Source organism: Nitratireductor pacificus pht-3B (assembly GCF_000300335.1).
In the GTDB taxonomy this organism is placed as follows: Bacteria; Pseudomonadota; Alphaproteobacteria; order Rhizobiales; family Rhizobiaceae; genus Nitratireductor; species Nitratireductor pacificus.
In genome coordinates this window covers 230,118-255,268 of sequence record NZ_AMRM01000002.1, presented here as the reverse complement: position 1 = coordinate 255,268, position 25,151 = coordinate 230,118, and the positions used below count along the sequence as shown (strand labels likewise).

Genomic DNA, 25,151 nt, shown 5'->3' with positions numbered 1-25,151 from the left:
GCGGTTCACGCCCGTTGTCAGGGCACGGCTGCGAGCAGGACGAAGCAGCCGAAGATCACCAGATGCACCGCGCCCTGCATGATGGTGGTTCGGCCCGTCGCCAGCGTGAGCGTCCCGACGAAAAGGGACAGGACGAGCAGCACGATGTGCTCGCGCTCGAGGCCCAGCGTGATCGGCCGGCCCATCAGGAACGAGACGGCGGCGATGGCCGGGATCGACAGGCCGATGCTGGCGAGCGCCGAGCCCGTCGCCACGTTCAGGCTGGTCTGCAACCGGTTGGACGCAGCGGCGCGGAGCGCCGTCATTCCCTCAGGCAGGAGGATGACGGCAGCGATGATGACGCCGACGAACGCCTCGGCGAACCCGATGCCGGCAACGCCCGCCTCGACGCTGGGCGCCAGCATCTCAGCGAGAAGAATGACCATCAGCAGCGACACGACGAGGAAGACGCCGCCAATCGCCGCCTCTCCATTCGTCGGGACGGGATGGCCACCCGCTTCTTCGGTCGTGACGATGTCGAGGAAGTCGCCGCGGTGGCGGACCGTCTGCACGAACAGGAAGGTGCCGTAGAGGATCAGCGACACCACGGTGACGAATGCCAGTTGGACCGTGGAATAGTGCGGCCCTTCCACGGCGAGGGTGAAGTTCGGCAGGATCAGCGTCAGCGTGGCAAGCGTGCCGAGAACGCCGAACGCCGCCGCCGCGCCATGGCTCTGGAACGACTGCTCCCTGTGCCGAAGGCCGCCGACCAGCAGGCAAAGCCCGACGACGCCGTTCAGCACCAGCATGACCGTGGCGAAGACGGTGTCGCGCGCGACCGTCGTATCGCCCTCGGACGGCGACAGCATCATCGAGACGATCAGCGCCACCTCGATGACGGTCACGGCAAGCGCCAGCACGATCGAACCGAAGGGCTGGCCGACGCGGTGCGAGACGGTTTCGGCGAAATGGACGGCGGAGAAAACGCTGGCGACAAGCAGAACGCCTGCCAGGACCAGGAGCAGCGGCGCACGCACGTCCAGCAGATCGGCATGGACGGCAAGGACCAGCAGGGCCGCGGCAAGCGGCGGGATCGATGCGCGCCATGGCGGCAGGATGGTATGGTGCATGAAACGCTCCCCTTCACCGGAACCCATGCAAGGTTCCGGGTAAAATCATCAAAAAAGAGACAATTCCAATCAGCTAATCCGGCTGCACTCAACTTCTGCAGCATAACAATGAACAGCATTCTTTTCTGCTTTTCGTCGACACTGCCGTGGCGCAGGCGGCCGGCGCATCGCCCTGCCGCGCGGCCCGCAACAGGTCGGGTGCCGGCGGGACGCTGGAACAGCATCGGTCTTCCCCATTGCCAAATCCCCCCGCGCGCGCCATTAAACGGCGGCGCGGCTCGGGGATCCCTGTGTGACGACCACCCCGGCGCAGGAATTGACAATGGAGCACTATCGCATGTCCAACACCCGTACCGAGACCGATACCTTCGGCCCGCTGGAAGTTGCCGCGGACCGCTATTGGGGCGCCCAGACACAGCGCTCCCTGTCGAACTTCAAGATCGGGACGGAGAAGATGCCCGTGCCGCTGGTGCGGGCGCTGGGCATCGTCAAGCAGGCGGCCGCGGAGGTGAACATCAAGTCGGGCAAGCTCGACGCGAAGCTCGGCGAGGCGATGGTCGCCGCGGCCAGCGAGGTGGTCGAAGGCAAGCTCGACGATCACTTCCCGCTGGCCGTCTGGCAAACCGGTTCGGGCACGCAGTCGAACATGAACGCCAACGAGGTGATCTCGAACCGGGCCATCGAACTGCTCGGCGGCACGATGGGTTCGAAGAAGCCGGTTCATCCGAACGACCACGTCAACATGGGCCAGTCCTCCAACGACACCTTCCCGACGGCGATGCACATCGCGGCCGGGCGCGAGGCCGCCGCGGACCTTCTGCCGGCGCTCGCCTACCTGACGGATGCGCTCGAAGAGAAGGCGAAGGCGTTCGACGGGATCGTCAAGATCGGCCGCACGCACACGCAGGACGCCACGCCCCTGACGCTCGGCCAGGAATTTTCCGGCTATGTGGCCGCGCTCCAGCTCGGCGCCAAGCGGATCGAGGATACGCTGCATGACGTTCATGCCCTGGCGCAGGGCGGCACCGCCGTCGGCACCGGCCTCAACGCACCGGCCGGCTTCGACAAGGATTTCGCGGCCCGCGTCGCGGCGATCACCGGCCTGCCCTTCCGCACGGCGGACAACAAGTTCGAGGCGCTGGCCAGCCACGGGGCGCTGAACGCCTTCCACGGCGTGCTGAACGCGCTCGCCGGCGACCTGTTCAAGATCGCCAACGACATCCGCTTCCTCGGCTCCGGCCCGCGCTCGGGCCTCGGCGAGCTGAAGCTGCCGGAGAACGAGCCCGGGTCCTCGATCATGCCCGGCAAGGTCAACCCGACCCAGGCCGAGGCGCTGACCATGGTGGCGACGCAGGTGATGGGCAATCAGACGACCGTCAGCATCGCCGCCAGCCAGGGTCATTTCGAGCTGAACGTGTTCAAGCCCGTCATCGCCAACGCCGTGCTCCAGTCGATCCGCATCCTGGCGGACGCCATGCGCTCCTTCGCCGACAATTGCGTCAAGGGCATCGAGGCGGACGAGACCCGCATCGCGGACCTGATGCAGCGCTCGCTGATGCTGGTCACGGCGCTCGCGCCGGCCATCGGCTACGACAACGCTGCGGCGATCGCCAAGGCGGCGCACAAGAACGGCACCACGCTGCGCGAGGAGGCGCTGAAGAGCGGCCTGGTCTCGGAAGAGGATTACGACCGCCTCGTGCGGCCGGAGAAGATGATTTCGCCCGCATAGGGTGTGCAGCAACCCGCAGGTTCCGGCCGGTAACCCGGCCGGCAAACCTGCTCTGATTGTCTTCGATTTAAGAACACAGCGTAAACACTGGACTTGTTCTCCCGTACAATGTTTTCGTGTATAGGGGCGCACCTTTTCTCACAGGGGGATATCCCAATGCCTGCAAGCACGCTTGTTCTTCTCGGTCGTGTTCTGATCTCGATCATCTTCATCGTCTCCGGCTTCGGCAAAGTGACCAATATCGGCGGAACCGCCGGCTATTTCGGCTCCGTCGGCCTGCCGATGCCGATGATCACGGCCTGGGTCGTTGCATTGCTCGAGCTGATCGGCGGCCTTGCCGTCCTCGTCGGCTTCCAGACCCGCATCGCCGCGCTGCTCCTGGCGCTGTTCTGCGTCGCCTCCGCCGTGGTCGCGCATTTCGACTTCGCGGACCAGATGCAGAGCATCCAGTTCATGAAGAACCTGGCGATGGCCGGTGGGCTTCTGGTTCTAGCAGCCTTCGGCCCCGGCGCCCTCTCCGTCGAGCGCAGCAAGACATAAAGCATTTCCGGTACATCCGAGCGCTTCGAGAAGGCCCGCTTTCGAGCGGGCCTTTTTGCATGCGCCGGCGCGATCTGCGTCTTCGCGCTGGCCTTCACGGATGGTTGATCGAGCCGCGGCGCGGCCTCAAAACGCGGTGAGACGGCCGCTGCGGCATTGCGCCGGGCGAAGGCAGGGCGCATTTAGACCGTCATGGACGGAACAAGGGGCGTTTCGGCACGAGGTCGAACCACATGACGGCGATGCAGATGTCTTCTGACAGGAACAATCCGGCGGGACGGCGCCGATTAGCTTGGCGCGCATTGCCGATCGTCATCGTGCTCGGCGGTCTGATTGCCGGCTACGCGCTGGGGCTGCACCACTATCTCTCGCTCACCTTTCTGGCCGAAAGCCGCGATGCGCTGCGCGCCCATGTGGCCGCCAATCCGGTCCTCGCGCCGGCGGGCTTCGCCGTTCTCTATGCGCTCGCCGTGGCCTTCTCCTTCCCGGCCGCGTCCGTCCTGACGCTGTTCGCCGGCTTCCTGTTCGGCTGGCTCGTGGGCGGCGCGGTGGTGGCGGTCGCGGCCACCGCCGGCGCCTCGGCGCTTTTCATTGCGGCGCGCACCGCGCTGGGCGACGTCCTCTCCCGTCGCCTCGGCGGCCGGGTGTCGCAGATGGCCAGGGGCTTCGAGGACGACGCGTTCGGCTATCTCCTGGTGTTGCGGCTGGCGCCGATCTTCCCCTTCTGGGTGGTCAACATCGCCCCTGCCCTGTTCAATGTCAGGCTCGGCACCTATGCGCTGGCGACCTTCATCGGCATCCTGCCCGGAACCTTCGCCTATGCCTATCTCGGCTACGGGCTGGACAGCGTCCTGACAGCCGCGGCGCAGTCGGGACGGGCGGTGACGCTTGCCGATCTCGTCACGCCGCAGCTGACAATCGCCTTCGCGGCGCTCGCCGTGGTGGCGCTGATCCCGATCGTCCTGAAGAAGCTGCGCCGCAGTGCATAGGGATCGCTTCGGCGCGGACGCCGCCTGATCCCGGAATGCTATAGTCTCCCCAGTTCAACATCCGAGAGCATGCAATGAGCACCACACTCACTCCCGACATCTGCGTCATCGGCGCCGGCTCCGGCGGTCTGACGGTGGCGGCCGCGGCCGCGGCCTTCGGCGTGCCTGTCGTGCTCATCGAGAAGGGCAAGATGGGAGGCGACTGCCTCAACTACGGCTGCGTGCCCTCGAAAGCGCTCATCGCCGCCGGCAGGCAGGCGCATCTGATGGGTCAGGGCGGCGGCTTCGGCGTTGCGCCCGCCACGGCGGATGTGGATTTCCGCGCCGTGATGAAACACGTCCAGCAGACCATCGCGGCGATTGCGCCGAACGATTCCGTCGAGCGCTTCACCAGCCTCGGCGTAGAAGTCATCCAGGAAGAGGCGCGCTTCATCGACCGCCGGACCGTGGTGGCGGGAGACCGGACGATCCGCGCCCGCCGTTTTGTCGTCGCCACCGGTTCCTCTCCCTTCATTCCGCCGATTCCCGGCATCGACACGGTGCCCTACCTGACCAACGAAAGCATCTTCGAGCAGACCCGCCTGCCCGGCCACCTGATCGTCATCGGCGGCGGGCCGATCGGCATCGAGCTGGCGCAGGCGCACCGGCGGCTCGGGTCCGCGGTCACAGTCATCGAGGCCGCAGCGGCGCTCGGCAAGGACGATCCGGAGCTGACCGCTCTCGCCCTGGAACGGATCCGCGCCGAGGGCGTCGTCATTCGGGAACAGACCAAGGTGACGCATGTCGAGAAACACGGACGTTCGGGCGTGCGGGTCTCCGTCGAGAGCGCCGCCGGCGCCGAGACGATCGACGGCACGCATCTTCTGGTGGCCGCGGGGCGGACGCCGAACCTCGCCGCACTCGATCTGGACAAGGCGGGCATCGCGCACGACCGCAAGGGGATTGCCGTTTCCGACAAGCTGCGCACCAGCAACCGGCGCGTCTACGCCATAGGCGACGTGGCGGGCGGCCTTCAGTTCACCCATGTGGCGGGCTATCATGCGGGGCTGGTGGTGCGCGCGCTCCTGTTCCGCCTGCCCGCAAGGGAGAACCGCGCGATCATCCCGTGGGCGACCTTCACCGAGCCCGAGATCGCCCATGTCGGCCTGACCGAGGTCGAGGCGCGCAAGAGCCACCGGAATGTCAGCGTGCTGCGCTGGCCCTATGCGGAGAACGACCGCGCCCAGGCGGAGCGTAAGACCGGCGGCCTGATCAAGCTCGTCACCGATCGCAAGGGCCGCATCCTCGGCGCATCGATCGTCGGCGCGGACGCCGGCGAGATGATCAATTTCTGGGCGCTCGCCGTTTCGCAGAAGCTCGGCGTGCGCGACGTCGCCGGCTATGTCGCGCCCTATCCGACCATGACGGAGATCGGCAAGCGCGCCGCGATCACCTATTATTCGGAAGCCCCCCGCAAGCCGCTGGTGCGCCGGCTGGTGCGCTTCCTGCGCCGTTTCGGCTGACGCCTGCGCCAAGATCGATCCCCGGAGCGCCTATCTCTCTGTTTTTCCGCGTTTATGCGGACGTCAGGTGATTCCACCTGACGGCAAAACGCTATAGCCTGCGCCGATGGCTGCCCGCCATCGGGCGCGCGGTCGCGAAAGGCAGCAGACGATGGCAGAGAGAACAGCGGGCGAGACGGATGACGGGCCGACCATTACCGGCTCGGTTCCGCTGACGCGCGGGCTGTCCACCAAGCTGCTGGTCCTGACCATCCTGTTCGTCCTGATCGCCGAGGTGTTGATCTTCATCCCGTCCGTCGCCAATTTCGGCATGCAGTGGATGATGCAGCGGCTCACCAATGCGGCGGCGGTCAGCGTCGTGTTGATGGAGGGCGGGAACGAGAGCCTCGCTCCCACCGTGCGGGACGAGGTGCTGATGGCGACGGGGGTCAAGGCGATCGCCGTGCGCGACGCCGACATCTCCCGCATCCTCGTCATCTCCGACATGCCGCCGCAGGTCGACGCGCATGTCGATCTCGACACGATGACGCCCATGGCGGCGATCGCCGAGACCTTCGGGACGCTGTTCTTCGGCGGCGACCGTGTCTTCCGCATTTTCGGGACTGTCGGCGACAGCGGCAAGGTGTTCGAGATCCTCATCCCCGACGCCGGCCTGCGCAACGCCATGCTGGTCTATGCGCGCAATGTCGCCCTGCTCTCCCTGATCATCTCGCTGTTCACGGCAACGCTGGTCTTCTACGCCATCAACCGCATCATGATCCGGCCGATCCGTGCCATGACCCGCTCGATGCTGTCCTTTTCGGCGGGGCCTGACGACCCGCGCCGCGTGATCACGCCGGAGCGACGCGGCGACGAGATCGGCGTGGCCGAGCATGAGCTGGCGCGCATGCAGGCGGCGCTGCAGAAGACGCTCGGCGAGCAGAAGCGGCTTGCCGATCTCGGCCTTGCCGTATCGAAGATCAACCACGACATGCGCAACATGCTCGCCTCGGCGCATCTGATGTCCGACCGGCTGAGCATGATCGACGATCCCGCCGTGAAATCTTTGGCGCCGCGCCTTCTGCGCGCGCTCGACAGGGCAGTCACCTATTCCGAGGGGGTGCTCACCTATGGCCGCACGCAGGAGGCCGCTCCCCGGCGGCGGCGGCTCAGGCTGCGGCAGATCGTCGACGACGTGCAGAGCATCCTGCCGCTCGACGCGGATGGCGGCATCGGCTTCGTCAACGCGGTGGAGCCTGAGCTGGAGATCGACGCCGATTCGGAGCAGCTCTTCCGGGTGCTCGCCAATCTCTGCCGCAACGCCATCCAGGCCATGGCGGGCGAGAAGGATCCCAACGTCATCCGCCGGCTGACCATCGCCGCCGAGCGCGAGGGCAAGACGACGCGCATCTTTGTCACCGACACCGGTCCCGGCCTGCCGCAGAAGGCGCGCGAAAACCTCTTCGCGCCGTTTCGCGGCTCCGCCAAAAGCGGCGGCACGGGCCTCGGCCTGGCGATCGCCCAGGAACTCGTGCGGGCGCATGGCGGCGACCTGGAGCTGGTGGAAAGCGTCGGCGGGCACACCGTGTTTGCGATCACCATCCCCGACCAGGTCGCGGCTGCCTGACCCGCGACGGAGCAGGCTACTGCGCGAGGGAACCCGACCGGCCGGGGTCCCTGTGCGCATGTGCGAAATTTCGTTTCAGGGCGCTTGCATTTATGCTCGTCACTCGTTAGGTAACCGCGGTCGGCAGTCATCCACTGTCGGCGCGGTTGACCTTTGCCGGCAACCAGGCGCCCGTAGCTCAGCTGGATAGAGCACCAGACTACGAATCTGGGGGTCAGAGGTTCGAATCCTTTCGGGCGCGCCATTTCTCATCGGAAATCCAACGATTTTCTCCGTCGCCTGCGGGTGCCACAGCATGCGACCAGCACACTGTTATCACGACAATAGATGGGATGGGGATTGGCGCGAACTGGCGGCCAATTATAGAATTGCCCCCTGAAACGTCTCACTTGACATAGTAGTAGATGCTGCTACGCGAAGTACCGAGGACCTTCGAGACCTCGTCGATTGAGCCTTTCAACGACATCAGCCCCCTTTCCTGCAATCCCGCCATCAAGTCGCGCTTCTCAGCAGTGTTTAGCGATTTCGGATCTTTGTTGCGGGCAAGCGCGTAATCGCGGATGAATTTGACGATGTCGTCGGACCGCGGTGCCTGAATGCGCTCGGAGACGCCCTCTACATCCTTAATCGCTGTCAGGTTCCTGATGTAATCAGCCATTCCGTTCAGGTAGGAAACATCAACGTTGAGGCAGATTGCCGCGACATAACGGTTGGCTCCGTCTCTCAATCCAATGGAAGTGCTCTTGACTACCCGGCCGTCGCTCAGCCTGTTGGCGTAATTCACCAGCTTGTCCGGAAAATCGGGTTTGGCGATACGGGTCAGGCCGAGTTCTGTGGCCGGATCGCCGACAGATCTTCCAGAAATGTTGTTTTCGATTTTGACGATCGCATGCGACGGATTGGTCAGATCGTGCACCACCACCTCACAGATCGGCGCGAAGGTTTCCGCCAGTGCATCTGCAATCTTGGCGGCCTCGCGAAGGATCAGGTCACGCTCGGGCAATTTTGACACTTTGTCTAATTTCCACATTTTGTTATTGACATTAAGTCAGCTTTTGACATTTTGTTTATCCAGTCAATAGGCACGGCTCACCACGGGAAGATTTCCCGCTGCTGCGCACAAGGAATGGAATCGAATGACGATAGATCTGATCGAGACTGCGGAGGCGGCACTGCCGCTTGGTCATTATTCCCAGGCCGCGGCCCATCGCGGCACGCTGTACCTGTCGGGCATCCTCCCCGTGGCACTAGACGGCGACACTCTCGCCGTGCGGCCATTCGACGAGCAAGTCGATCTCGTGCTCGCCCATGCCGGCGCGATTCTCAGCAAAGCCGGCGCCACGGTCGCCGATATCGTCAAGGTCTCGATCTACATGACCGACATTTCCAACTGGACAAGCTTCGATGCCCGCTATGCCCGCTTCGTAGGCAACCACAGGCCAGCACGCGCGGTGATCCCGGTTCCCGCCCTTCATCACGGCTTCGATGTCGAAATCGAACTGATCGCCGCCGTCAAAGGATGAAAACTGTGCCCCACGCCCAACCCCCTGCCTTCATCGACCCGCGCACCGGCAAGCTCTTCGGAATCGATACGCTCGCCTGGCGCTCTCCGGACGGGAACCCATTCATGGTCACTGATCTCGGAGGGATCAGTCGCACCGATATCCGCACGGAACTTCGATCGATCTGGCGCTATGCTGCAGCGTTGCCAGTCAAGATTGCGGCGCCGGTCTCGCTCGGTGAAGGAATGACGCCGCTCGTCACCGCCGACATCGACGGTTTTACCTGCCGCCTGAAGCTCGAATGGTTCGCACCGACGGGTTCCTTCAAAGACCGCGGCGCATCGGTGCTGATTTCCCATCTGCGCTCACTCGGGATCACCTCAGTAGTGGAAGACAGTTCCGGCAACGGTGGCGCAGCGATCGCCGCCTATGGCGCCGCCGCAGGCATGGCGGTCGGAATCTTCGTGCCGGACTATACCCAGCCCGCCAAGATTGCTCAGCTTCGCGCCTACGGGGCCCGGGTAACGCTTGTGCCCGGTACGCGGCAGGACACGGAGGCAGCCGCCATCCTGGAGGCTGAGCATTCCTACTATGCCAGCCACAACTGGCATCCGATGTTCCTGCAGGGCACAAAGACACTTGGCTATGAGATTTGGGAGGATCTCGGTTTCCGCGCGCCCGACAACATCGTCATTCCGGCAGCAGCGGGAAGCAACGTGCTCGGCTGCCATATCGCCTTCAGTGAACTCCTCGCCGCGGGGGAGATCGCACGGATGCCTCGAATATTCGTCACACAGCCGGAGAACTGCAGTCCGGTGCACCATGCTCTCTACCCAGATCTTCTGGGAGGCAGAGCACCTGAATATTCGGCAACCGTTGCCGAGGGAACGGCAATCCGCAACCCCATCCGGATCGACGAAATGATTGCCGCAATTCGTGGAACGGGAGGTGATAGCGCCGTTGTGGCGGAGGCGGATATCATCTCCACGGCGAAGCGCCTCGCTGCAAAGGGGTTCTACACGGAGCCGACCTCGGCCCACTCGATAGCGGGGCTACGGCAGCTCGTTGAAATGAGCCGGATTGGGCGCGACGAGGAGACGGTTGTGATCCTGACCGGCTCCGGCCTCAAGGCAACGCAGTTCTACGCCGAACAATTCGGCTGACCGCCGCTGTCTGCGCCGCTGCGCGCAATCCTACAGGCTAACCGATGATGTCCTGGCTTGGCGGCCGGGCGTGGGATGCTCGTACCTGTTGCGGTGGGCTGGAGGCGGGAGGGTCAACACCATCAAAACGTGAGGTGTCACAAAGGGAGGAATTCAGATGACAACACAAACAAGGGCAGCAGGCCCGTTCTCGTTCTGGACACGGATGCTTCTGTGGAAGCAGATCGCTCTAGCGCTCGTGCTTGGGCTAGCGCTCGGGGTAGCCCTCAACATGAGCGGCAACGCTGCCATTGCAGGATCTATCAAGCTCATCGGCAGCGCGTTCATTGCCGCAATCAAGATGCTTGTCGTGCCACTGGTTTTCGTCTCGCTCGTGTGCGGCATGACCTCGATCGCCGAGATCGGCCGCATGGGCCGCATCGGGGTCAAAACGCTCGCCTTCTATCTCGGTACCACGGCTTTTGCCATCGCAATCGGCCTGGCGCTCGGCATTGTGTTTGAACCAGGCGCCGGGGTTGCACTCGTTGCCGATGCCACTGCGGAAACCAAGCAGCCGCCGCACTTCGGTGAACTTCTCGTCGGTATCATTCCGACCAATCCAGTCTCAGCAGCCACGGACGGCAATGTGCTGCAGATCATCTTCTTTGCGATCGTTTTCGGCCTTGCCATCAACCTCGCTGGCGAGGTCGCGCGCCCGATCCGCAGCTTCTTCGATGCGCTCAACGCCGTCATAATGAAGCTCGCTGAAATCGTGGTCTCCTTTGCACCCTATGGCGTCTTCGCGCTGATGACCTGGGTTGCCGGCACATACGGGTTCGATTTGCTCCTGCCGCTCGGCCTGATCATTCTTGCCGTCTATGTCGGCTCTCTCATCCATGCGGTCGTCGTCTATGGCGGACTGATAACCTTCGTGGCACGGCTCAATCCCACCCGCTTCTTCCAGGGAGTTGTCGAACCCGCGATCGTCGCCTTCACCAGCACGTCAAGCGCAGGCACTTTGCCGGTAACGATGGCGGCTGCGACCCGCAATCTCGGTGTGAAGAATACGGTGGCAAGCTTCACCCTGCCGCTCGGCGCGACGATCAACATGGACGGCACTGCCCTCTACCAAGGCGTGACGGCGGTTTTCGTCGCGCAAGCCTTCGGCGTGACCCTTTCCGGCGCAGATTACCTAACGATCGTGAGCGCTGCCACACTCGCCTCGATCGGCACGGCCGGAGTTCCGGGCGGCGGCCTCATCATGCTGTCGATGGTGCTGACTTCAGTCGGGCTGCCTTTGGAAGGCGTAGCGATCATCGCGGGCATCGACCGCATTCTCGATATGGCGCGCACGACGCTCAACGTGGTGGGAGATTGCGCATGCACCGTTCTCGTTGCGAAATCCGAGGGGGAGATCGATCTCGACGCCTTCAACACACCGCATGTATTGGCAGCGCCGAAATTCGAAAGCAGTTGAGAGACTGTACCCGGTTCATTTGTTAAGCTCGGCGAATGAAAAACCGAACCACCGCATGAACCGCTCCGCACCGTCGGAGCGGTTCGTCATGCAATGACCTGGCCTTTGGCGTTGAGACCGGGCTTTGGATTGCCCAAGGACGGATTTTCCCGGCTCTCTTCAGATGACGGGCGGTTGCATCACCGGGTTTAGTAACGCGACGGGAACGCTGCAGCCAATCGCGACCAAGGCCCAGTCTCATTGTGGTCTCGAGGCCAATCCTTCGTCTTTTCGCAGTAGTCGATGGAAGCGGGTGCGTGCAAATCCGGGCATCAAAAAACGCCCCGGCCCGTTTCATTGCGGGCTCGTCGGCACCACCTATCCCGGGCGCAGCCACCAATGCTGCCGATTACCTGTCCAGGCGGTCCGAAGGCACTTTCTTCCGGAACATCACAGAACGATATGCGACCGCGACAATGCAGGCGCTTGCCACGTTGGCACACACGCTTGCCAGGAGGGGCAGCGTGTAGCTTTGCGTGAGATCAAACGCGAGACCGGCAGCGCTCGGACCAGCCAGAGTTCCAAATGCGACGCTGGTGTAGAGGATCCCGATGATCCCGCTGACGTTTCGCCCGCCAAAATCATCCATCACCACGGTCGGGAGTAGCGCCACCCAGCCGCCATAGAAGAGCCCGTACACCAGTGCGAACATGGTGAGCTGCCATGCCTGTGTCGATAGCGCCCAAACACCCATGGCGAGCGCCATGCCGACAAACATCACCAACAGCGACGCCTGCCGCCCGAGCCGGTCCGCCAAGTCCCCGAGCAGGAAACGCCCTGCGGTGCTGCCGACACCGATTGCTCCAAAAATCAGTACAGCGGAAGCTTTCGGAATGCCGTGATCAAGGGCATAGGGCACGAGATGAGCGAACGGAACGAACACCCCGAACGAGCAAAGCAGACATGCGACATAGAGCGCAATGAAACGCGGCGACCGGACCGCATCGCCTATCGACGCGCCCTGCGGCGGGGTCGGATCCTGCCGGGACAGGATGGGATCGCCATCCGGAGCGACCCCGCGATCACGAGGGTCGTCGATGATCAGGAAGGACATACCGGCGCCGATCGCCGCGGCGAGGCCGCCCAGCAGGAAGTAGCTTGTGCGCCAATCGAGAAGGCCAATCAGCCAGGATGCGAGCGGCGGCATGACAAGCGTTCCGACGCCTATCCCGCTCACGGCAATCCCCGATGCGAAGCCTCGACGACGCGTAAACCAACGCTGCACGGTGCCGAGGACCGGCACGTAGGAGAGCCCGACGCCGAGCCCGACGCCAAGACCGTATGCCAGATAGACCTCCGTTAAACTGCGGGCTGCGCCCGCCAAGGCCAGTCCGCCCCCGAGCAGGACCATGCCGATGACAGCCAGGGCGCGTGAACCAATCCGGTCGGAGAGCGGCCCGCTAACCACACCAATGCCGAAATACAGAAACCCGGCCAGCGAGAACACGAGCGAAGTCGAGCCCCTTGAAGCCGAGAACTCCCTTTGAAGCGGCTCGAAGAAGGCGCTGAAGGTATAGGCACTGCCGAAACCAAGCAGGGTTACGGTGAAAGCGGCGGCAACGACGAACCAGCCGTAGAAAATGCCGGAACGGGAGCCGATGGATATGCTGCTCATGATGGCTGTCCGTCAGGCGGTCGGGTGACGGCGATGCCAGGTGGTAACCTCCTGGAAAGCCGCGCCGGCACGAAGCAATGTCGGCTCGTCCAGATGCGCCGTCACCAACTGGAACGCGATCGGCAATCCGGTATCAGTGTAGCCGCCAGGGAGCGTGATCGTGGGATTGCCGGTCATGTTGAAGGGGCAGGTGTAGCGCTGGAGCTTAAAGATGAGGTCGGGCTGCGTTCCGAGAGTCTGTATCGTCTCGAGACTGAGTGGGCCGAAGGGATGCACCGGCGTAAGCAGGAGGTCGATCGTGCCGAACAAGGCGGCCATCCTGCCTCGCAGATCCAAGCGCCGCAGCAGGATTTTCTGGTAGTCCGTACCGGAGAGTGCGCGGCCGTCTTCAACGACCGATGCCAACACAGGACCGTATTCCGATTTGCGCAGCGGATAGGTTGCTTCGTGAGCGACTGCTGCCTCGACCGCGCAATTGGGAGTCCAATCGGTGATTGCTTGCGTCACATCGGGACAGGTGACCTCCACGATCGTGGCACCCATCGAGCGAAAGACGTCCTCCGCCTCGGAGAGCACCGCCTTGACGGCTGGATCGACATCATCGCCATTCCAGCCAGGATCAACTCCAACGCGCAGCGCGCCCACCCCCCGACCGGCCAGAGCGGCATAGTCAGGCACGGGATCAAACAGCGCAGTCGGGTCGTTTGGGTCAGGGCCAGCGATTGCCGCCAGAAGCAGGGCGCAGTCCCGCGCGCTGCGTGCCATCGGGCCGACATGATCCAAAGTCGCTGCAAGCTCGAAAACGCCGTGGCGGCTGACGCGGCCCCAGGTCGGCTTCAGGCCTGTCAGGCCGTTTGCAGCGCAGGGCCAGCGGATCGATCCCCCGGTATCGGAGGCGACCGCGCCGTAGCAGAGGCCCGCAGCCGTCGCTGCGCCTGCACCGCTCGACGATATGCCGGGCCAATAGTCCGGATTCCAGGGGTTCTTCGGCGCGGTGATGGATGGATGATGATCCGAATAGGCGCCTTCCGTCAGCTGAAGCTTGCCGAGGATGACGGCGCCGGCCTCCTTGAGGCGCTGCACCACGGTTGCGTTTTCGGTGGGGCGAAAATCCCGGTGTATCGACATTCCGGCCGCGGTTGGATGACCTTCAACCCAGCACAGGTCCTTCACCGCGAGCGGCACGCCGTGCAGCGGTCCGCGATAGCGGCCGTCCTTGATTTCCGCCTCCGCCAGCTCGGCCTGAGCGAGCGCATCATCCGCGGTGACAAGAGCGTATGCGTTCAGCGAACGATCCAGCCGGGAGATGCGCTCAAGCAGCGTGTGCGTGACGTCCACCGGCGACACAGTCCCTGTCCTCAGGCGCGCGGCAAGTTCGGAGAGTTCAAGGTAGTGAGGGGCGGTGGACAGCACGTTCATGTCGATCTCTCTTGTTTGGATCCTGCTTGGCTCATCGAAATGCAATCGCGCGCGGCCACCGCCATCGTCGTCACTTTTGAATGAGCTGAGCTAAATTTACCTGGCATCGGGGAAGAAGCACTCCTATAAATGAGCTCATAAAATTCAGAGGCACAAACCAGAAATTCTGCGTCTTTCACATTAGGAAATCTAAATGATTCTGGGCAATCTTCCGCCACTCAACGCGTTGCGCGCCTTTGAGGCCACCGCTCGACATTTGTCGGTGAAGAATGCGGCTGCAGAATTGTGCGTGACACCGGGCGCGGTCAGCCAGATGCTCAAGACCCTGGAGCTGCATCTGGGCACGAAATTGTTTCACCGCGTCAATCGCGGCATCCTCCTGACCGAAGCAGGGCAGAGTTACCTTCCTCCGGTCCGCAACGCGTTCAGGCAGGTGGCCGAGGCGACACAGCGCATCGCGACCGCGACGGACACGACCCTGACCGTGAGTGTCACACCCTTCTTCGCCGCAACGTGGCTCGTCCCGCGCCTGAAACGATTTCAGGACGCTCACCCGGACATTGACCTGCGGGTCCTCACCAACAGCGCCCTCGCGAATTTCTCCCGCGACGGCGTGGATGTTGCGGTCCGCCATGGTCTCGGCCGATATCCGGGGCTCCATAGCCACCGGGTCCTTGTGGTGGAAATCGTGCCGGTGGCAGCCCCCTCGCTCGTGGGCGAAAGAGGCAGGCCGACCTCCGCTACTGATTTGATCCACTGGCCTCATATTCACGATGCCGAGCGAAAGGGCTGGCATCTTTGGTTCCAAGCGCAAGGCGTTGAGAACATCCCAGCGCCTCGCGGTCCGTCGTTCGACGACTCGAGTCTCCTCCTCAAAGCCGTGCTAAGTGGGCAAGGCGCAGGCCTTTTGCCCGCTGCAATGATTGAGACGGAGCTTAAGGAGGGCCGCCTCATGCGGCTTGCAGATACAGCCCTCCTCGATGAATTTGCTTACTATCTCGTCTATCCTGCAGCGAGCCACATCCAACCGAAGATCGCCGCGTTCAGGTCTTGGATTCTCGAAGAAACAGCATATTGATGTGGGGGGGGGGGGGGCTGGCGACCCGCGCGCCATTTGCTCCTCGTCACCTGAGGCCCTACTGCAAGCGCCATGGCTCAGGCACCCGACCGTCGCACGGTCAACCGCGCTGCCGCTCCAGCATGGCGAAGAAGACGACGGTGATACCGAGGATGATCAGCATCAGGACCAACGCCGCGGCGTTGCCCTCATTAACCGCCAGTCCCTGAAAGGCCCGCCGGTAGGCGAAGAAGGACAGGAGTTCCGTCGAGGTGCCGGGTCCGCCCTTAGTCAAGACATAGACCAGGTCATAGGTGCGGAACTCGTTGATGAGCTGGATGACGATGGCGATCGCTGAGATGGGGCGCAGCATCGGCAGGGTGATGTACCAGAACTGCTGCAGGGCGTTCGCACCGTCCACCTGCGCCGCCTCGTAGGGATCCTTCGGCAGAGAGGCCAGCCCCGCGGCCATGAGCAGCACGACAAAAGACGTCTGCTGCCAGATGTCGATGCCGGCAAGCGTCGACAGCGCCAGGCTGGAGGAGCCCAGCCAGTCCACCGGGGGAATGCCTAGCTGACTGAGCAGATGATTGACGATGCCGAGATTAGGCTGCAGCAGCATTCGCCAGATCAGCGCCACCGCGACGGGCGACATAGCCATCGGCAGGGTCAGGATCGCGAAATAGAAGGGGCGCAGCCGGAGGGTGCGCTGCAACATCAGGGCGATCCCGAGCCCGATGATGAACTCGCCGATGACGGTCACCACCGAATAGCGCAGCGTCAGAAGAAGCGAGTGCCAGAAGATCTCCTCGCCGGCGATGGCGAAGAAATTGCTCAGCCCCGTGAAGGGCTGGAGCGTCGGCCGCAGGAACGTCATCGATGAGACGGAAATCACCACCGCGTAAAGGACCGGCAGGCCCATGACGATGGCGAGAACGGAGAGACCCGGGGCCGCGAAAGCCCAGCCTGTCCGTGTCACGCGCGATCCATTTCTCACGAGCTGCTTCTCCGTCAGGCCCGTTCAGCATTTCACTGAAACGCTGAACGGGTCTATCTCGATGTTTTTCCGCATTGTGCGGGCGTCGGGCGAATCCGCCTGACTGCAAAAAATGCCTTGGGGCGCGGGTCCCAGCCCGAAGGCCGGGACCCGGTTCACTTCGTCATGCCTACTTGGCCATCAGGTCTTCAAGACCCTTGGCAGCGGCTTCGATCGCCTCTTCCACGCTGCGCTCGCCGCCGGCAGCCAGCGAGAGCTGGGTGCCCAGAACATCCTCGTATTGCGCGGTGTAGGTGAAGATCGGGAAGGACTTTCCGCTGGCAACGATGTCGAGCCCCTGCTTGTAGAAGGGATATTTCTCCTGGACCGACGGATCGGAGAACACGTCCTCGCGCACCGGCGCATGGCCCTGCAGGGCGCGCTTCACGGAAATCTCCTTGCTCTGCACCCAGGAGATGAACGCCCATGCCGCCTTCTTAACGTCGTCGGGCACATTCGCGGGGATGCCCCAGCCCCAGCCACCGCTTTCGCCATGGCCACCCGGCATGACCGCGAGCCCCAGCTTGCCGGCGACGGCGGGACATTTGGAGGCATCGTCGAGCTGCGGCAGCATCCACCAATAGGTGATCATGCTGAACGCCTCGCCGCTGCACATCAGGCGCATCGTGTCGTCGAGCGTGGCCGAAAGAGCGCCGGTCTGCGCCGCATTCTGGACGGCGTCCGCATAGAGGCCGAGCGCGCTGCGGGCCGCGTCGGAGTTCAGGACCACCTTGCGCTCGTCGTCCAGATAGGCGCCACCGGCGGAGAACAGGTAGTTGGAGAACTCCATCGAGTTGGGATCGCCGCGCTGCGCCTGCATCGCCGCGCCGTTGACGCCGGCATTGGCCTTCATGAAGCGGGCGAGCGCGACGTAGTCCTCCAGCGTTTCCGGCAGGGCGAGTGCCTTACCCATCTCCTTCTCGTACTGAGCGGCAAGCTTCTCGTCCTGCAGCAGGTCGGTCCGGTAGATCAGGCCCATGGAGTAGTTGTACATCGGAAGGATCGGCACTGCCTCGCCGCCACTGCCCAGAAGATCCATCATCGAGGGCAGGAAGGGCTTCAGGTCGAAGCCGCTTTCGTCGATCATCGGCTTCAGATCGGTCAACCAGCCTGCCGCCGGAAACTCGCCCGCCCACAGGAAATCGACCGACAGGACGTTGTAAAAGCTCTCGCCGCTGACGAGCTGGGTCACCAACTTGTCATGCATGTCGCCATAGCCGACCTTCTCGAATTCCACCTTGATACCGGTTTCCTTCTCGAACTCCGGCAGCAGGCTTTCGATGATCTGTGTTTCGGGCACATCTTCCATCAACGCATGCAGCGTGATGTCCTGCGCCATGGCGGCGGATGCTCCTGCCAGCAGGCCGACCAGCGCGACGCCGGCGGCGAGATGGCCCCTTTTTGCAGTCTGTCTCATTTTTTCTCCTCCTTCTTGGCTTTCCGGCTTGGCTTTCCGGATTTACGGATGATGTGACGTCATTTGACGCTGCCGAACGACAGGCCCTGCACCAGGTATTTCTGGATGAAACGGGACGCGAGCATGAGCGGCAGGATGGCGAGCGACACACCCGCCGAAACCTTGGATATCTCCACCCCGTTCGAGGTCTGGAGCGCCGCCAGCGCGACGGGAACGGTCGCCGTGCGCGGCCCGCCGAGGATCAGGGCGAACAGGAACTCGTTCCAGGAAATGATGAAGCCCAGCACGGCGGCGGCGGCAATGCCCGGTGCGGCCACCGGCAACACGACGCGCACGAATGCGCCGAAGGCCGTCGCGCCATCGGTCATCGCCGCGCCCTCGAGATCGCGCGGCACAGCCTCGAAGAAGCCCATCAGGATCCATGTCAGGAAGGGAAGATTGATGGCAGTATAGACGAGCGTCAGGCCGAACAGGGAGTTCGTCAGGCCGAGGCTGCGATAGAGCATGAAGATGGGCAGGGCGAGCGCGACGGGCGGCAGCATCTGGGTGGCAAGCACAGCAAAGCGCCCGGCCCGGCCACTGGTGCGGAACCGGGCAAAGGCGTAACCCGTCGGCGCTGCCAGCGGCATCGCCAGAATGACCGAGCCCGCAGCAACGATGATCGAGTTCATGTAGTTGGTGCCGAAGCGGTTGTCCGCAAACAGGCTCGCATAGTTCTCGAACGTGACGGCCGGCAGGATCGACGTGCTGTAGGACAGGCTTTCCGGCACGAGACTGGTGCGCAAGACCCAGAGGATCGGCAGCAGGACGATCAGGCATGCGAGGCAAAGGCCGAGATGGCTCAGAACACGCAGCATGGCGTCTATTCCATCCGGCCGCGCGGAAAGGCCCGCGTCGTTTCGGCATCGAACAGATGCATGCGGGCGACATCGGCGTAAAAGGTCAGCCGGTCGCCAATGGAGGCGCTGAAATCACGCCCCAGCCGCGCCGAGAGCTCGCGCTTGCCGCTCTGGTCAAGGGCGAGAATGGCGATGTTCTCCATGCCCAGCGCCTCGATGGCGACGACGGACGCCTCGAAGGGAACGGCTCCGGGCCTCGGCTCGGCGTGAATGTCTTCCGGGCGCAGGCCGAAGATGACCGCGCGGCCCAGCGCCTTTGCGAACGCGGCGTGCAGAAACCGGGGAAGCGTGAAAGAGAGGATGTCGCTCGTCAGCTCGATCGCCCCGGCATTGCCGTTCAACCGCGCCTCAACAAGGTTCATCTGCGGTGAGGCGAGAAACTGCGCGACAAAGGTATCGACCGGGTTTGCATAGACCTCGAGCGGCTTGCCCACCTGCACCAGATTGCCGTCGCGCATGATGCAGATCCGGTCGCCCATGGTCATCGCCTCGACCTGGTCATGTGTGACAAACACCGTGGTGCGCCCCAGCCGGCGATGCAGCTTGATCAGCTCGAGGCGCATCTCGGCGCGCAGCTTGGCGTCCAGATTGGACAGCGGCTCATCCATCAGGAAAACGTCCGGCTCGCGCACCATCGCCCGGCCCAGCGCCACGCGCTGCCGCTGCCCTCCGGACAGGGCGGCGGGACGCCGGTTGAGATAGGGCTGGAGACCCAGAATGTCGGCGGCCGCTTCGATGCGGGCCGCCCGGTCGGCCGGGGCCATGCCGCGCATCTTGAGGCCGAACTCCATGTTCTGCCGGACGCTCATATGCGGATAGAGCGCGTAGCTCTGAAAGACCACGGCCACGTTGCGCTCGCGCGGCGCGGCGCGCGTCACGTCGCGCTCGCCGATGCGCAACCTGCCGGTGCTGATGTCCTCCAGACCGGCAATCATACGCAGCGTCGTGGACTTGCCGCAGCCGGACGGACCGAGGAAGATCATGAACTCCCCATCCTCGATCGTCAGATTCATGTCCCTCACCCCGACAACGCCGGAGCCGTAGTCCTTGCTGACGTTTTCGAGGGTAATGCTGGCCATATGCGGGTCCGTTGTTGGCTGGGAGGGTTAGCCTAGACGAACATTTCAGAACTTATCAAGAGAAAATTCAAACATTTTTCTGTTCGAATAATCCGAAACGCTACGTCGTGTACACACCACCGGTTACGTTGATTGCCTGACCCGTCATAAAACGGGCGGCACCGGAGCACAGGAAAACGGCGACGCCGGCCACGTCCTCGGCGGTTTCCAGCCGGCCAAGAGGCGTCTGGCCAATATAGTCGGCGCGCACCTCGTCGGGCGTCATCCCGCGCAGCTCCGCCTCCCATGCCACCTCACGCTCCTGCATCGAGGTGCGTACAAAGCCCGGGCAGACCGCATTGACGCGGATCCCCCTGGGCGCCAGTTCCCGCGCCAGAGCCTGGGTCCAGCCGACCACCGCGAACTTGCTGGCCGAATAGTGCGCCAGAAGCGGTGCGCCGACCTTGGCCGCCAGTGAAGCCGTATTCACGATGACGCCGGTACCGGCCTTCACGAAGTGCCGCGCCGCCGCTTGGTTGGCGTAGAAAACACCACGGGCATTGACGTCCATGTTGAAATTCCAGTCGTCATCCGTCAGTTCCAGCGCCGGACGCATGGAAGAGACGCCGGCATTGGCGATCATGATCTCCAGCCCGCCCAGACGCTCGATCGCCTGCGCCGTGGCCGCTTCGACCGAGGCGCGGTCGCGCACATCCATGCGCAGGCCGATCGCATCCCCGCCCAGCCCGCCGGCGACCTGCGCCGCCGCATCTCCGTCGAGGTCGGCGATCGCGACGCCGATACCCTGCAGATGCATCGCGCGCGCCATCGCCAGCCCAATGCCTGACGCGCCGCCGGTTACAAGCGCCCGCTTGCCGCGCAGATCCGGGTAGCTCTGCTCAGCCAACTGATCCGGTTTCATCACACCATCCTTCGCATATGAACAAAAACAAACAAATCTTATGATATTCATGTTTGATTTTGTCGCAAGTGCGGTCTATGCAGGAAAGTGAACAAGCCGCAGAAACCGGTCGGAACCATGTCCAGCATCAGCAAATCGGCAATCGAGAAGGAAAGACCGCACGCTCAGGCGCGCCTGGCCGCAATCCTCGAGCGGCTGCATGACGGCGGAGCGGTCACAGTCACCGAACTCGCCCGCATGTTCGGCGTTTCGGACATGACGGTGCGCCGCGACCTGGCCGAGCTGGAGCGCGACGGCCTTCTGGAGCGCGTCCATGGCGGCGCGGTTCCCCCGTCGCGCGGACCGCTCAGCCTGCTTGATGATGTGGAGCCGAATTTCGAGGCCCGCTCGCGGCACAATCAGGATGCGAAGACCCGGATCGCCGACCTCGCCGCCTCCATCGTCTCGCGCCATCGCACCATAGCGATGGATGTCGGCACCACGACGTTCCTAACGGCGCAGCGCCTGCGCGACCTGGCGCATATCCGCGTCTTCACCAACAGTCTGCGCATCGCCGAGGAGATGTCGTCCACCAATCTGGAGGTCTATGTCCCGGGCGGCCGGGTGCGGCCAGACGAGCGCTCCGTGATGGGTCCGATCGCGGTGGAACAGTTCAGCCAGCTCTATTTCGACGTCGCGCTGATCGGCCTGTCCGGCCTCACGGTCGAGGGCATGTTCGATTACTCAATCGAGGACACGCAGATGAAGCAGGTCTACCTGCAGCGCTCCGCGCACCGCGTGGTCCTGTGCGATTCTTCGAAGTTCCGCCGGATGTCGCTGGTCCGCATCGGCGGTTTCCAGGACATCGACACGCTGATCACCGACGCCCCTCCCCCTTCCGACATCGCATCGGCCCTGGCTGCGGCCCGGGTCGATGTGCAGATCGCTCCGGCGGTCTGATGTCCCTTTCTTGTCTGTAGTTCGCAGGAGATACGAATGATCTTTGACTTCTTTGGCAACAAATCCAAGGCCGTGGTCTCGATGGCGCATATCGGCGCACTGCCAGGGTCGCCCCTCTACGATGCCGACCGCGGCCTGGACGGCCTGATCGAGGGCGTTGCCGCCGATGTCGAGAAGCTGCAGGCCGGCGGCGTCGACGCTATCATGTTCGGCAACGAGAACGACCGGCCCTATGTCTTCAAGGGATCGCCCGAGAGCATCGCGGCGATGACGGCCGTCGTCCAGGCGATCAAGCCGATGCTGAAGGTTCCCTTCGGCGTGAACTATCTCTGGGATCCCGTCAGTTCGGTCGCCATCGGCGCCGTCACCGGCGCGAGCTTCGTACGCGAGATATTCACCGGCGTGTTCGCGTCCGACATGGGCATATGGGAGCCGGACTGCGCCAGCGCATCGCGGCTGCGCCACAATCTGCGCCGCGACGACATGAAGATGTTCTTCAACATCAACGCCGAGTTCGCCCATGCGCTCGACCAGCGCCCGATCGAACTGCGCGCCAAGAGCGCGGTCTTCTCGTCGCTCGCCGACGCGATCCTCGTTTCCGGCCCGATCACCGGCCAGCCCGCCGACGCATCGAACCTGCGGAAGGTGGCCGAGGTGCTCCCGGATGTGCCGGTGTTCGCCAATACCGGCGTGAACATCGACAACATCGCCGACATCTTCTCGGTGGCGGACGGCTGCATCATCGGCACTCATTTCAAGGTCGACGGCAACACCTGGAACGCCGTCGATGCCGACCGGGTGAACCGCTTCATGGAGAAGGTCGAGGGGCTGCGCTGATCCGCGCCTGCCATCGACGTTTTCGCGGACGCGCGGTGATTTCACCTTACCGCGAAACACTTTGGACCTCTTGAGGTCTCAACAAGACGGCGAGTCCAGGCTTCGGCCTGGACCCGTATTAGTTCACCCGCCCGCCCCTCCTTCCCATGCCCGACGGCGGCTGAAGCAGGCGCGAACCCGGAAGGAAACGCATGTCCCTCATACTCGGGCTTGATATCGGTACAACCTCGACGATTGGCATCCTGATCGAACTCCCCGATCGCGTCCTCGCCACGGCGAGCCGGCCGGTCAGGCTCTCCTCGCCTCGCCCCGGCTGGGCGGAAGAAGACCCGCAGCAATGGTGGCAGAACGTTTCCGCCATCGTGCCGGACCTTCTGGCTGAGTCAGGGCGCAAGGCCACGGAAATCGCCGCCATCGGCGTGTCCGGCATGCTGCCGGCAGTGGTCCTGCTCGACGAGAATGGCGATCTCGTCCGCCCATCGATACAGCAGAGCGATGGCCGTTGCGGCCAGCAGGTGGCGCAGATGCGCCGCGAGATCGACGAGAGCGCCTTCCTGTCCCGCGCGGGCAACGGCATCAACCAGCAGCTGGTCGGCGCGAAGCTGCGCTGGATCGCCGAACAAGAGCCCGAAAACCACGCCCGCGCGCGAACGGTGTTCGGCTCCTATGACTACATCAACTGGCGCCTGACGGGCGTCCGGGCCATCGAGCAGAACTGGGCGCTGGAGGCCGGCGTGGTGGATGTCGCGGCCGACGCGCTGGCGCCCGACCTAGCGGCATCAACCGGCATCCCCCCGGCGCTCCTGCCGCCCCTCGTGCGCTCGCACGAGATCCTCGGCCATGTCACGGCGGAAGCCGCGGAGGAAACCGGGCTGGCCGAAGGCACGCCCGTCGTCGGCGGCGCCGCCGACATGGTCGCATCCGCTCTGGGTGCCGGCGTGATCAGCGATGGCGACGTGCTGCTGAAGTTCGGCGGGGCGGTCGATATCCTTACCGCGACCCGTCGCGTGGTTCCCGATCCGCGCCTTTATCTCGACTATCACCTCGTGCCCGGCCTGTTCATGCCGAATGGATGCATGTCGACCGGCGGTTCGGTGCTGAACTGGTTCGTCGACACCTTCGTCAAGGACCGCGTCGGCGCCGACGGTTCGCCGCATGCCTGGCTGGACGCACAGGCGGCGCAAAGCCCGGCCGGGGCCAACGGCCTGCTCGTGCTGCCCTACTTTCTCGGCGAGAAGACGCCGATCCACGATCCCGACGCACGCGGGGTCATCGAGGGCCTGACCCTCTCCCACACGCTTGGCGACCTGTGGCGCGCGGTGCTCGAGGCCTATGCCTACGCACTGCTGCACCACGTAGAAGTGCTGCGCGACATCGGCCATTCGGTGACCAATTTCACCGTCTCGGATGGCGGCGCCGCGAGCACGGTGTGGATGCAGATCGTCGCGGACGTTCTTGACGCGCCGCTCCAGCGGCTGGGCGGGCATCCCGGCTCCTGCCTTGGCGCCGCCTGGACGGCAGCGGTCGGCGCAGGATTGACCGACTGGGACGGCATCACCGCCTTCACCACGAGGGAAGAACCGATCGCGCCGAACATTGCACACCGCGATGTCTACGAGGACGGTTACCGGCGCTACCGCGCGCTCTACAAGCGCCTGAAAGGCTTTCACAAATGAAGGGTCTTCTGGCGGTGGCCTGGGACATCGACGGCACGCTGATCGACAGCGAACCCCTGCATCACCGGGCGCTGCTTGCGGCAAGCACCGCCCACGGCGTGGATCTCTCCGGCGATCCGAAGGATCGGTTCGTCGGGGTGCATATGAACGACGTCTGGACGGCCCTCCAGCCACTCTACCCGCCATCCCTCTCCCGGGAGCGCTGGCAGACGGCGATCAACCGCTTCTATTGCGAGGCGGCGTCCTCGCTCGAGCCCATGCCGAACGCTCGGCGGGTCATCGAGACGCTGTCAGGCTTGGGCGTGCCGCAGATCTGCGTTTCAAATTCCGGACGGGCTGTCGTGGACGCGAACATCGCGCGCCTCGGCATTGCTCCGTTCCTCGCAGGCGCGATCTCGCTGGACGATCTTACCAACGGAAAGCCGGCCCCGGAGGGATATCTCCTCGCGGCGCAGCGCCTCGGCGTGCCGGCGCAGGCTGTCCTCGCCGTCGAAGACAGCGGCACGGGCCTGGCGGCGGCCCGCGCCGCCGGCCTGTCCACGGCCGGGTTTGTTCCCGACGGCGGCGCTCTTCCAGGCGCCGACCGCCAGATCCGCCGGCTTGATGAACTGCTCGACTGGTTCGCCTGAACGGCAGGCCAG

22 protein-coding genes and 1 tRNA gene are annotated in these 25,151 nt (G+C 63.8%); 14 read left to right on the top strand and 9 right to left on the bottom strand.

The genetic code is table 11. The features are described 5' to 3' along the window. Positions 1 to 17: 17 nt before the first annotated feature. Positions 18 to 1,109: a calcium:cation antiporter gene (locus tag NA2_RS02660; protein ID WP_040676580.1), complete on the bottom strand. Its 1,092-nt coding sequence runs from the start codon at positions 1,107 to 1,109 to the stop codon at positions 18 to 20. Positions 1,110 to 1,446: 337 nt separating this feature from the next. Between NA2_RS02660 and fumC the strand changes: the two genes are divergently transcribed. The 6 genes from fumC to NA2_RS02630 all read left to right on the top strand — a co-directional run bounded on the left by fumC (position 1,447) and on the right by NA2_RS02630 (position 7,719). Continuing rightward, positions 1,447 to 2,838 carry a class II fumarate hydratase gene (fumC, locus tag NA2_RS02655; protein ID WP_008593873.1) on the top strand — a complete coding sequence of 464 codons (1,392 nt, stop codon included), beginning with the start codon at positions 1,447 to 1,449 and terminating at the stop codon, positions 2,836 to 2,838. Positions 2,839 to 2,994: 156 nt separating this feature from the next. After that, positions 2,995 to 3,378 carry a DoxX family protein gene (locus NA2_RS02650; RefSeq protein WP_008593871.1) on the top strand — a complete coding sequence of 128 codons (384 nt, stop codon included), beginning with the start codon at positions 2,995 to 2,997 and terminating at the stop codon, positions 3,376 to 3,378. Between the two features lie 248 nt (positions 3,379 to 3,626). Beyond that, positions 3,627 to 4,367: a TVP38/TMEM64 family protein gene (locus NA2_RS02645; protein ID WP_040676578.1), complete on the top strand. Its 741-nt coding sequence runs from the start codon at positions 3,627 to 3,629 to the stop codon at positions 4,365 to 4,367. A 74-nt stretch (positions 4,368 to 4,441) separates the two neighbouring features. Then, the gene (locus NA2_RS02640; protein ID WP_008593866.1) at positions 4,442 to 5,869 is read left to right on the top strand and encodes a dihydrolipoyl dehydrogenase family protein; all 1,428 of its coding nucleotides are present in this window, start codon (positions 4,442 to 4,444) and stop codon (positions 5,867 to 5,869) included. Positions 5,870 to 6,020: 151 nt separating this feature from the next. Next, positions 6,021 to 7,475, top strand: a complete 1,455-nt coding sequence (locus NA2_RS02635) for a sensor histidine kinase (protein ID WP_040676576.1) — start codon at positions 6,021 to 6,023, stop codon at positions 7,473 to 7,475. Positions 7,476 to 7,642: 167 nt separating this feature from the next. Continuing rightward, positions 7,643 to 7,719 (top strand) — tRNA-Arg (locus NA2_RS02630). 141 nt (positions 7,720 to 7,860) lie between these two features. On the opposite strand, the gene NA2_RS02625 is transcribed toward NA2_RS02630, so the two are convergent. After that, positions 7,861 to 8,487 carry a helix-turn-helix transcriptional regulator gene (locus tag NA2_RS02625; RefSeq protein WP_192814156.1) on the bottom strand — a complete coding sequence of 209 codons (627 nt, stop codon included), beginning with the start codon at positions 8,485 to 8,487 and terminating at the stop codon, positions 7,861 to 7,863. Positions 8,488 to 8,611: 124 nt separating this feature from the next. On the opposite strand from NA2_RS02625, the gene NA2_RS02620 reads away from it, so the two are divergent. From NA2_RS02620 to NA2_RS02610, 3 genes are all read left to right on the top strand, one after another. Then, positions 8,612 to 8,998, top strand: coding sequence for a RidA family protein (locus NA2_RS02620; RefSeq protein ID WP_008593856.1), 387 nt, complete (start codon positions 8,612 to 8,614; stop codon positions 8,996 to 8,998). Next, positions 8,995 to 10,140 carry a threonine synthase gene (locus NA2_RS02615; RefSeq protein WP_008593854.1) on the top strand — a complete coding sequence of 382 codons (1,146 nt, stop codon included), beginning with the start codon at positions 8,995 to 8,997 and terminating at the stop codon, positions 10,138 to 10,140. The genes NA2_RS02620 and NA2_RS02615 overlap by 4 nt, the downstream gene beginning before the upstream one ends. Before the next feature lie 157 nt (positions 10,141 to 10,297). Further along, positions 10,298 to 11,596, top strand: coding sequence for a dicarboxylate/amino acid:cation symporter (locus NA2_RS02610; RefSeq protein WP_040676486.1), 1,299 nt, complete (start codon positions 10,298 to 10,300; stop codon positions 11,594 to 11,596). Positions 11,597 to 11,984: 388 nt separating this feature from the next. Here NA2_RS02610 and NA2_RS02605 read toward each other — a convergent pair whose 3' ends face one another. Together NA2_RS02605 and NA2_RS02600 are read right to left on the bottom strand one after the other, a co-directional pair. Continuing rightward, positions 11,985 to 13,250 carry an MFS transporter gene (locus NA2_RS02605; protein ID WP_008593850.1) on the bottom strand — a complete coding sequence of 422 codons (1,266 nt, stop codon included), beginning with the start codon at positions 13,248 to 13,250 and terminating at the stop codon, positions 11,985 to 11,987. 12 nt (positions 13,251 to 13,262) lie between these two features. Then, complete coding sequence (locus NA2_RS02600) at positions 13,263 to 14,669, bottom strand: amidase (RefSeq protein ID WP_008593848.1); 1,407 nt, start codon at positions 14,667 to 14,669, stop codon at positions 13,263 to 13,265. Positions 14,670 to 14,862: 193 nt separating this feature from the next. Between NA2_RS02600 and gcvA the strand changes: the two genes are divergently transcribed. Then, entirely contained in the window at positions 14,863 to 15,747 is an 885-nt protein-coding gene (gene gcvA, locus NA2_RS02595; protein ID WP_008593847.1) for a transcriptional regulator GcvA, read from the top strand. A 100-nt stretch (positions 15,748 to 15,847) separates the two neighbouring features. Here gcvA and NA2_RS02590 read toward each other — a convergent pair whose 3' ends face one another. From NA2_RS02590 to NA2_RS02570, 5 genes are all read right to left on the bottom strand, one after another. Further along, positions 15,848 to 16,705 carry a carbohydrate ABC transporter permease gene (locus NA2_RS02590; protein ID WP_008593845.1) on the bottom strand — a complete coding sequence of 286 codons (858 nt, stop codon included), beginning with the start codon at positions 16,703 to 16,705 and terminating at the stop codon, positions 15,848 to 15,850. A gap of 187 nt (positions 16,706 to 16,892) precedes the next feature. After that, complete coding sequence (locus NA2_RS02585; RefSeq protein ID WP_008593843.1) at positions 16,893 to 18,179, bottom strand: ABC transporter substrate-binding protein; 1,287 nt, start codon at positions 18,177 to 18,179, stop codon at positions 16,893 to 16,895. A 59-nt stretch (positions 18,180 to 18,238) separates the two neighbouring features. Continuing rightward, positions 18,239 to 19,036 carry a carbohydrate ABC transporter permease gene (locus tag NA2_RS02580; RefSeq protein ID WP_008593841.1) on the bottom strand — a complete coding sequence of 266 codons (798 nt, stop codon included), beginning with the start codon at positions 19,034 to 19,036 and terminating at the stop codon, positions 18,239 to 18,241. A gap of 5 nt (positions 19,037 to 19,041) precedes the next feature. Next, positions 19,042 to 20,157, bottom strand: coding sequence for an ABC transporter ATP-binding protein (locus NA2_RS02575; RefSeq protein ID WP_008593839.1), 1,116 nt, complete (start codon positions 20,155 to 20,157; stop codon positions 19,042 to 19,044). A gap of 100 nt (positions 20,158 to 20,257) precedes the next feature. Beyond that, a complete protein-coding gene (locus tag NA2_RS02570; protein ID WP_008593838.1) occupies positions 20,258 to 21,058 on the bottom strand; it encodes an SDR family NAD(P)-dependent oxidoreductase in 801 nt (266 codons plus the stop codon). A 117-nt stretch (positions 21,059 to 21,175) separates the two neighbouring features. Here NA2_RS02570 and NA2_RS02565 point away from each other — a divergent pair, with 117 nt between their 5' ends. The 4 genes from NA2_RS02565 to NA2_RS02550 all read left to right on the top strand — a co-directional run bounded on the left by NA2_RS02565 (position 21,176) and on the right by NA2_RS02550 (position 25,139). Beyond that, positions 21,176 to 21,997, top strand: a complete 822-nt coding sequence (locus NA2_RS02565) for a DeoR/GlpR family DNA-binding transcription regulator (protein ID WP_040676567.1) — start codon at positions 21,176 to 21,178, stop codon at positions 21,995 to 21,997. A 36-nt stretch (positions 21,998 to 22,033) separates the two neighbouring features. Further along, on the top strand, positions 22,034 to 22,834 hold the full coding sequence (locus NA2_RS02560) for a BtpA family protein (protein WP_008593835.1): 801 nt from the start codon (positions 22,034 to 22,036) through the stop codon (positions 22,832 to 22,834). A gap of 191 nt (positions 22,835 to 23,025) precedes the next feature. Continuing rightward, the gene (locus NA2_RS02555) at positions 23,026 to 24,510 is read left to right on the top strand and encodes an FGGY-family carbohydrate kinase (RefSeq protein ID WP_008593833.1); all 1,485 of its coding nucleotides are present in this window, start codon (positions 23,026 to 23,028) and stop codon (positions 24,508 to 24,510) included. Further along, entirely contained in the window at positions 24,507 to 25,139 is a 633-nt protein-coding gene (locus NA2_RS02550) for an HAD family hydrolase (protein WP_008593831.1), read from the top strand. The genes NA2_RS02555 and NA2_RS02550 overlap by 4 nt, the downstream gene beginning before the upstream one ends. Positions 25,140 to 25,151 lie beyond the last annotated feature (12 nt).

Coding starts and splice junctions, on each gene's coding strand:
- NA2_RS02635 (WP_040676576.1), top strand. CDS start 6,021: ATGGCAGAGAGAACAGCGGGCGAGACGGATGACGGGCCGACCATTACC.
- NA2_RS02580 (WP_008593841.1), bottom strand. CDS start 19,036: ATGCTGCGTGTTCTGAGCCATCTCGGCCTTTGCCTCGCATGCCTGATC.
- NA2_RS02565 (WP_040676567.1), top strand. CDS start 21,176: ATGTCCAGCATCAGCAAATCGGCAATCGAGAAGGAAAGACCGCACGCT.
- NA2_RS02560 (WP_008593835.1), top strand. CDS start 22,034: ATGATCTTTGACTTCTTTGGCAACAAATCCAAGGCCGTGGTCTCGATG.
- fumC (WP_008593873.1), top strand. CDS start 1,447: ATGTCCAACACCCGTACCGAGACCGATACCTTCGGCCCGCTGGAAGTT.
- NA2_RS02570 (WP_008593838.1), bottom strand. CDS start 21,058: ATGAAACCGGATCAGTTGGCTGAGCAGAGCTACCCGGATCTGCGCGGC.
- gcvA (WP_008593847.1), top strand. CDS start 14,863: ATGATTCTGGGCAATCTTCCGCCACTCAACGCGTTGCGCGCCTTTGAG.
- NA2_RS02550 (WP_008593831.1), top strand. CDS start 24,507: ATGAAGGGTCTTCTGGCGGTGGCCTGGGACATCGACGGCACGCTGATC.
- NA2_RS02650 (WP_008593871.1), top strand. CDS start 2,995: ATGCCTGCAAGCACGCTTGTTCTTCTCGGTCGTGTTCTGATCTCGATC.
- NA2_RS02610 (WP_040676486.1), top strand. CDS start 10,298: ATGACAACACAAACAAGGGCAGCAGGCCCGTTCTCGTTCTGGACACGG.
- NA2_RS02605 (WP_008593850.1), bottom strand. CDS start 13,250: ATGAGCAGCATATCCATCGGCTCCCGTTCCGGCATTTTCTACGGCTGG.
- NA2_RS02615 (WP_008593854.1), top strand. CDS start 8,995: ATGAAAACTGTGCCCCACGCCCAACCCCCTGCCTTCATCGACCCGCGC.
- NA2_RS02600 (WP_008593848.1), bottom strand. CDS start 14,669: ATGAACGTGCTGTCCACCGCCCCTCACTACCTTGAACTCTCCGAACTT.
- NA2_RS02585 (WP_008593843.1), bottom strand. CDS start 18,179: ATGAGACAGACTGCAAAAAGGGGCCATCTCGCCGCCGGCGTCGCGCTG.
- NA2_RS02555 (WP_008593833.1), top strand. CDS start 23,026: ATGTCCCTCATACTCGGGCTTGATATCGGTACAACCTCGACGATTGGC.
- NA2_RS02660 (WP_040676580.1), bottom strand. CDS start 1,109: ATGCACCATACCATCCTGCCGCCATGGCGCGCATCGATCCCGCCGCTT.
- NA2_RS02620 (WP_008593856.1), top strand. CDS start 8,612: ATGACGATAGATCTGATCGAGACTGCGGAGGCGGCACTGCCGCTTGGT.
- NA2_RS02645 (WP_040676578.1), top strand. CDS start 3,627: ATGTCTTCTGACAGGAACAATCCGGCGGGACGGCGCCGATTAGCTTGG.
- NA2_RS02640 (WP_008593866.1), top strand. CDS start 4,442: ATGAGCACCACACTCACTCCCGACATCTGCGTCATCGGCGCCGGCTCC.
- NA2_RS02575 (WP_008593839.1), bottom strand. CDS start 20,157: ATGGCCAGCATTACCCTCGAAAACGTCAGCAAGGACTACGGCTCCGGC.